The sequence below is a fragment of the Roseovarius aestuarii genome (assembly GCF_019966515.1).
GTDB classification, from domain to species: Bacteria; Pseudomonadota; Alphaproteobacteria; order Rhodobacterales; family Rhodobacteraceae; genus Roseovarius; species Roseovarius aestuarii.
Genome location: NZ_JAIMIB010000046.1, coordinates 1 through 6,137 on the forward strand (window position 1 = coordinate 1; position 6,137 = coordinate 6,137).

Genomic DNA, 6,137 nt, shown 5'->3' on the forward strand with positions numbered 1-6,137 from the left:
GCGGCGCATAAACGACCGCTTCAGGGCGCTTGGAGGGTCGGAATCTTTGAACGCTCGAATGTCGGCAAAGGGCCGTCCTCTATTGCTCAATGTAAGTTAGTTCCAAGCCCATTTGAACACTGCGGTCATTGCGTGCTAGGGGCTGCCCATGCAAACCACCGTTTCACGTCGCCGAACAGCCCTTTCTGTCAGCTGCACAACGCATGTTGTGCAGGATGGCCTAATAGCGACGATCTATGTCCTGCTGCCGGTACTGGCTGAAGCTTTGGGATTTTCATATGCGCAGGTTGGTCTGCTTAAGGGCTTGAAGAGCGTTTCTCAAGCTGTGCTCGAGATGTGTTCGGGATGGTTGTCCGAACAGATCGGAGAACTTCGATTGATTGTTGTGGGACTGGCACTATCAGGCACAGGCTATATTTTGCTTTCCGCCGCGACCAGTGCGCCAATAATCGCAACCTTTTTGTTGATTATCGGAACTGGCACGGCGCTTCATCACGCACCGTCATCGTCCCTCATCATTAACAATTGCCCAACAAAAAAACGCGGAAGTTCTCTTGGACTCTACAATGCTGCGGGCGATGTGGGAAAGCTTGTTTTCACTGGCGGATTTAGCCTTGCAGCTGGTGCCGGGTTGGCTTGGTACGAAATCAGTTTCGGCTATGGGGTAATGGCAATTGTTGCTGCAATTGCTATCACCGCAGTTTCGCGCCCAATCCGACAGCAATGGAACAAAGAAGAGGCCGCAGAAAGCAACAATGGTGAACAGGTAGCAGCGGCGGGTTGGGGAATTCTAAATTGGCGTTCTTTCGGCGCACTATTGGTTGTGACCTGTATCGATACCTTGGTTCAGACAAGTGTTTTGGTGTTCATGGCGTTTCTTTTGCTAGCCAAAGGACTACCCCTGTCTATCGCGACCGGAGGCACGGTAATCCTTCTTGCTGGTGGGGTCTTTGGCAAAACCGGATGCGGATATCTTGCTGATCGGATGGGTGTACGACCGGCTTTCACCTTGATCCAAGTATTAACCGCACTAGGCCTGATTTGCGTAATCATTGCACCGAACTGGCTGGCGCTTTCGCTGTTGCTACCGCTCGGGGCCGTCGCTCAGGGTTCCACATCGATTACTTATGCATTCGCCGCAGACTTGATCCACCCCCGTAGAATGGCACGCGGCTATGCTCTGCTTTATGCCTCTGGTACTTTTGCAGCCGCCGCGGGTCCTGTCGTCTTAGGCCTTATCGCTGATGAGTTTGGGATCGAGACTGCAATTTACACAATGGCTCTCATTACCATATTTACCGTACCTCCAATCTTTGTCCTGCCGACAGTTCCAGATCAGGAGGCAGAGCTTTTGTAGCCAAATGCTGCACCTAGAACGAAAGGCCGCAGGCCGCAAAGCAGCATTTGAAACGGGTCGTCAAGGTCCGCAAAGAACCGTGGACGGAATGGTAGGTCAGGCTGTAAGTATCAGGTATGGATTATGATAAAACGAATGTACCTGATAGCTATGATGCAGGCCGCGAAATCAGCGTTGCTTCGAAATTCAAACAGCTAGAGTTTTTTGTCAAAAATATACCCGCTGAGGATATCGCAAGCATAGTTGATTTGGGATGTGGGACAGGTCGGTACACATCGGTGCTTGCAGAGGCGTTTGAGGCAACTGTCGTTGGAGTAGATCCATCCAAGAAGATGTTACATCAGGCGCGTAGCAAGTCCACGTCCGGCAAAACCTCATTTGAACATGCATCTGGCGAAGCCATACCTTTAGACGACGGTTCAACAGACCTGGTATATTTATCGATGGTTCTTCACCATCTTACCAGTCTAAGGGGCACAGCAATTGAATGCGCAAGAATCCTTCGTGACAACGGAAGAGTTTGCATCAGAAACACCGTCGCAGACGAAGTTTCCTCGTACCCATATCTAGATATTTTCCCGAGCATAGGGTCGATCATTCAGGAGCAACTTTATTCGCGATTAGAGTTGATCAATGAATTCAAAACCGCAGGTTTCGTACTGACTGCGCATCAAACAGTGTATAGTGAGATATCTCCAAATTGGGAGAAATTCGCGGAGAAGATTGCATTACGGGCGGATTCTTTCGTTTCTCAACTTGAAGATAGTGAGTTTGAAGCCGGCCTTTCCTTACTCAGGGCTAAAGCTGAGACTCTAGGTTCAGGCGAGCGTGTTGGTCTAAACGTCGACTCCTTCATATTCCAAAAGACTTGACTGACGATTTCAATCAGATGGCTGTCATGATCCGGTACCCGCAATTCGACTCCGGGCTCCTGTCGAATATACTTTGCAGCACCGTCAATGTCTGGATTTGATGAAAACACTGTAATTCTGCAATCTCAGGGCGTGTATGGTAGATTTCCGAAAATATCGAACTGAGGACAGAGACTGGGTGATATCTGCAAACCTACGGCACTACAGAAATGTTGAGGGGTTTGATCGCAGTTTTAAGGATGTAATCATCAGCGCGCTTGATCATCTGGAGCAGCAGGTGATGGACGGCAGAAGCCATTTCATAATCGCTGATGATAAGGGATGCCGTGTGGGGTGTATTTTCTTCAGCCCCGAGGACGAAGTATCGGGCAGGGTTCGCTTGTTCTTTCTGACCGAAGCTTATCGCGGACACGGTGTCGGAAAGCGGATGCTGAATCAGGTAATCGAGCATGCTTGTCAGAAGGAATTCGAAACTATCCGCGTTTCAACATTTGAGCAGCACCGTGACGCGTGCGGCTTGTATGCGGCGACCGGTTTCAAAGGCAAAGTCGGCGAACCCATGGAAGCGTTTGGGCGGGTCACGCGGCAAGTTGACTTTGAATATGACCTTTCCCCGCAATCCATAACGTTAGGCCAATAGAAACGATACTGATTATCGCATCGTATCTTTGGTGCTTGTTTGGCGAAGTGTTATCTTGACTTCTTTAGGTGCGCGCGGGCGTCCTGGAAATCTTGGCGCCCAAAGCATTGAGCCTCTCATCAATTCGCTCATACCCGCGTTCAATTTGTTGGGCATTGTTGATAATCGACGTGCCTTCGGCCCCCATTGCTGCGATCAACATCGCCATACCTGCCCGTATGTCTGGGCTTTCCAGTCGTGACGCGCGCAACATGGTTGGGCCGGAAATAACCGCGCGGTGCGGATCACAGAGGACTATCCGGGCACCCATTGCGATCAGCTTGTCCACGAAGAACATTCGGGACTCGTACATCTTCTCGAACATCAGAACCATGCCCTCGCATTGAGTGGCCGTCACAATCGCGATCGACATTGTGTCGGCGGGAAAGGCAGGCCAGGGCTGGTCTTCGATCTTAGGGACGTGCCCACCAAAATCGGGCACCACTTTCTTTTCCTGCCCTTGCGCCACGATGAGATCGTCGCCCTCAATACGACATCGCACACCAAGTTTATCGAAACCCATGAGAGTGGAGCGAAGATGCTCAACGCCGGCATTGGTGATCCGCAATTCGGAATTGGTAACTGCGGCAAGACCAATCAGCGACCCAACTTCAACATAGTCGGTTCCAATCCTATGCTCCGCGGATTTCAGATCGCGACCGCCATGTACCGTCATGCAGTTTGTGCCAATGCCCTCGATCTCTGCGCCCATTGCAATCAGGAAACCTGCCAGATCCTGAACATGGGGTTCAGAGGCGCAATTTCCCAGAACCGTAACTCCTTTTGCTGCCACCGCAGCGCTGAGTGCATTTTCGGTTGCGGTGACCGAGGGTTCATCCATGAAAACATCGGCACCGACCAGCTGGCTTGCGCGAAACGAATACGAACCATTGACCGATATCTCGGCGCCCAACCGCTGCAATGCCAGGAAGTGCGTATCTAGTCGGCGCCGACCGATGACATCACCGCCTGGGGGAGGCAGGGTGACCTCGCCACAACGCGCCAGCATCGGTCCGGCCAACAGAATGGATGCACGAATTCGGCCGCACAGATCGGGATCAAGATCTGCTGGCCGTACGTCCCGTGCGTGAATGCGGAGCTCATTTGCCCCGGTCCATTCCGTTTCAGCACCAACAGATGCAATGAGTTCAACCAACGCCTCAACATCCCGAATCCTTGGAACATTGGACAACTTGATGGGATGTTCGCTCAATAGTGCTGCCGCGATAATCGGCAGGGCTGCATTCTTGTTGCCTGACGGAGTTATGCTTCCGGAAAGCCGGTGGCCTCCTTCCACAATATATTCGATGCGCTCACTTGCCCTGGGTGCCGCCATGCCTCTTTCCTTTTTTCATTTTTGGTGGGAGCTTAACGGTGATAACAGCCGAGGCAAGATGAGTAGACATAACATTGGGATCCGCATCCATCGCTATTTGAAGAGAGGAGTAAAAAATCAATTTTTCCTGATGGACGAAATGGTAGGGCAGATTGCCTCCTCACTAAGTCCGATAACAGCGAATGAAATCTCCGTACACAAAATGCATGATGCTGCGGAGTGTATGAATGATCGATGTGCACCCCGCGGTGAAGACGTCACTACTATGGCGACATGAATCGCCGGCGAGCTTCGACAGCGATGTTATAACGCTGCTGTAAGTCGGCGATTAAAGCCATTGCCACACGCTTCGCTTCGGAGTTTTCTGCGTCTCTGTAATTCTTCTTTGCGGCGTCCAGCAGTTTCTTGATCTCGAACTCCTCAGGCAATGTCCCCGCCTCGGCCATGATGCGGACAGCAACGGCAGTCGCCATATCAGTATACGCCTCGCCTGATCGGTCGGGAAGCGGCAGGCCTTCACCCTCCAGTCCCCGCAGTTTTCCCTCGGCGAGAGCTTTCTGGATTTGACGTTCGACGAGGCGATCAAGTGATTGTGCCATAATTGGGTTGTTAGCACTGACGGTGTTGCATCGCCATAAGCAAGCAACTTCGAATGGGAAACTTGATGATAGGATGCTTATAAAGTGGCCAAGGGAGCGGTCGCCGCAAATTCACCTCGCAGTGCAGCAGTTCAAGAATCCAAAATGCTGCGCCCCGAACGAACGGCGGCTTTCGGGAAGCTGGTAGTTGAATCCTGGAGATGTCGAGTGTCCGCAAAGGGCCGTCTCGAAACTAACCCAATTCCGTAATCGATGACTCCGTGTCGAATGCCTGCTAACTGATGGTCCGCTTATTCGCATACGTTTTACCAAGCGGAGTCAAATCGCGTGGCGTCAAAAAGGGACCTGATCCAAAAACTCCTCAAGGGTATCGAAACCGGGGATGCAGCCGCTGCGGATGTCGTTAACGAGGCAAAATATATCCAACACAATCCCCAAACGCATGAAGGCAGCGACGGGCTCGTGGCACTGTTCGCGCGACTATCAAAGACCAATCCGCGTATCACTTTCATACGTGTTTTCGAGGATGGCGATTACGCGTTTGCGCATAACGAGTATGATTTCTCAAGCCTGAGGGTCGCGTTCGAAGTTTTCCGGTTTGAAGGCGGAAAAGCTGTCGAGCACTGGGACAACATTCAACCCATGATGGGTCCGAACGCTTCAGGTCGAGGCATGCTGGATGGTGCGACGGAGATTACCGATCTCAATAAGACCGACGCCAATCGCGATTTGGTGCGCGAATTTGCGGAACGGGTTCTGGTTGGACGGCAAATCGGGCTTCTTGATATTTATGTCGACGATGGGTTGATTCAGCACAATCCTGACCTTGCCGACGGAGTCGCTGCATACCGCTCATATCTCGAAGCCTCCGAAAACGGCGCGTTTCGTATCCAATACCAAAAGGTTCATCAGGCGCTCGCTGAAGGGAATTTCGTACTTTGTATGGGTGAAGGGTCCCGGGGCGGTATCCATTCTAGTTTCTACGATTTATTCCGTGTCTCTGATAACAAGATCGTTGAGCATTGGGATACGATTGAGGCAATCGCGCCTCGCAGCGAATGGAAAAACGAAAACGGGAAATTCTAAGGATAAGGTAGCGCTCACTGAATTTCGAACACAGAGAAAGAACAAGTCTCATGCTACAAAGTGTCTCATGCGCAGTGAATTTATCAAATTACGAAGCTAACAACGACGCAGACAAGAAAGAGGCCGAAACCTGTCTAGCCCCCTGTTTCCGTACCACTGATTTGAGGTTTCTCTAATAAGGTTTCAGGTACTGGTGGGCGCATGTTTA

6 protein-coding genes are annotated in these 6,137 nt (G+C 51.3%); 4 read left to right on the forward strand and 2 right to left on the reverse strand.

The genetic code is table 11. The annotated features are described in order from the left end of the window. Positions 1-148: 148 nt before the first annotated feature. The 3 genes from LC334_RS22755 (at position 149) to LC334_RS22765 (ending at position 2,869) form a co-directional block, all read left to right on the forward strand. Complete coding sequence (locus tag LC334_RS22755; protein ID WP_085802018.1) at positions 149-1,357, forward strand: MFS transporter; 1,209 nt, start codon at positions 149-151, stop codon at positions 1,355-1,357. Between the two features lie 116 nt (positions 1,358-1,473). Next, entirely contained in the window at positions 1,474-2,229 is a 756-nt protein-coding gene (locus LC334_RS22760) for a class I SAM-dependent methyltransferase (protein WP_085802019.1), read from the forward strand. A gap of 136 nt (positions 2,230-2,365) precedes the next feature. After that, positions 2,366-2,869, forward strand: a complete 504-nt coding sequence (locus LC334_RS22765; RefSeq protein ID WP_085802020.1) for a GNAT family N-acetyltransferase — start codon at positions 2,366-2,368, stop codon at positions 2,867-2,869. A 64-nt stretch (positions 2,870-2,933) separates the two neighbouring features. Here the strand turns inward: LC334_RS22765 and murA are convergent, their stop codons facing one another. Then, on the reverse strand, positions 2,934-4,244 hold the full coding sequence (gene murA, locus LC334_RS22770; protein WP_085802021.1) for a UDP-N-acetylglucosamine 1-carboxyvinyltransferase: 1,311 nt from the start codon (positions 4,242-4,244) through the stop codon (positions 2,934-2,936). Between the two features lie 263 nt (positions 4,245-4,507). Then, a complete protein-coding gene (locus LC334_RS22775) occupies positions 4,508-4,843 on the reverse strand; it encodes a DnaJ family domain-containing protein (RefSeq protein ID WP_085802023.1) in 336 nt (111 codons plus the stop codon). Positions 4,844-5,170: 327 nt separating this feature from the next. On the opposite strand from LC334_RS22775, the gene LC334_RS22780 reads away from it, so the two are divergent. Beyond that, entirely contained in the window at positions 5,171-5,929 is a 759-nt protein-coding gene (locus tag LC334_RS22780; RefSeq protein WP_085802024.1) for a nuclear transport factor 2 family protein, read from the forward strand. Positions 5,930-6,137 lie beyond the last annotated feature (208 nt).

What these genes read in the sequence shown, in the direction of transcription:
- LC334_RS22775 (WP_085802023.1), bottom strand. Translation starts at nt 4,843, where the DNA reads ATGGCACAATCACTTGATCGCCTCGTCGAACGTCAAATCCAGAAAGCT.
- murA (WP_085802021.1), bottom strand. Translation starts at nt 4,244, where the DNA reads ATGGCGGCACCCAGGGCAAGTGAGCGCATCGAATATATTGTGGAAGGA.
- LC334_RS22765 (WP_085802020.1), top strand. Translation starts at nt 2,366, where the DNA reads ATGGTAGATTTCCGAAAATATCGAACTGAGGACAGAGACTGGGTGATA.
- LC334_RS22760 (WP_085802019.1), top strand. Translation starts at nt 1,474, where the DNA reads ATGGATTATGATAAAACGAATGTACCTGATAGCTATGATGCAGGCCGC.
- LC334_RS22755 (WP_085802018.1), top strand. Translation starts at nt 149, where the DNA reads ATGCAAACCACCGTTTCACGTCGCCGAACAGCCCTTTCTGTCAGCTGC.